Origin of the sequence: Lactobacillus sp. ESL0679, from assembly GCF_029433515.1 — a bacterium.
GTDB lineage: Bacteria > Bacillota > Bacilli > Lactobacillales > Lactobacillaceae > Lactobacillus.
Window position 1 is genome coordinate 1 of record NZ_JAQTIG010000020.1, and the last position, 446, is coordinate 446.

The window sequence follows — 446 nt, forward strand, 5'->3', positions numbered from 1 at the left end:
AGTGCCAGTCAAGATGCTAGTGCTAGTGCCGCCAGTGCGAGTGCTTCAGCCAACAGTATGAGTCATGACATGAGTGCTTCGGCAGCCAGTGCGAGTGCCTCAGCCAACAGTATGAGTCATGACATGAGTGCTTCGGCAGAGAGTGCCAGTCAAGATGCTAGTGCATCGGCAGCCAGTGCAAGTGCCTCAGCCAACAGTATGAGCCATGACATGAGTGCATCGGCAGAGAGTGCCAGTCAAGATGCTAGTGCATCGGCAGCTAGTGCTAGTGCCTCAGCCAACAGTATGAGCCATGACATGAGTGCAAGTGCCGCCAGTGCGAGTGCATCAGCCAACAGCATGAGCCATGACATGAGTGCTTCGGCAGAGAGTGCCAGTCAAGATGCTAGTGCTAGTGCCGCCAGTGCGAGTGCTTCAGCCAACAGTATGAGTCATGACATGAGTGC

General features: G+C 54.7%; 1 protein-coding gene. It reads left to right on the forward strand.

Going from position 1 to position 446, the window contains the following annotated elements; translation table 11 throughout:
• On the forward strand, nt 1-446 hold a 446-nt coding region (locus tag PT287_RS10030; RefSeq protein ID WP_277134671.1), incomplete at both ends, for a hypothetical protein.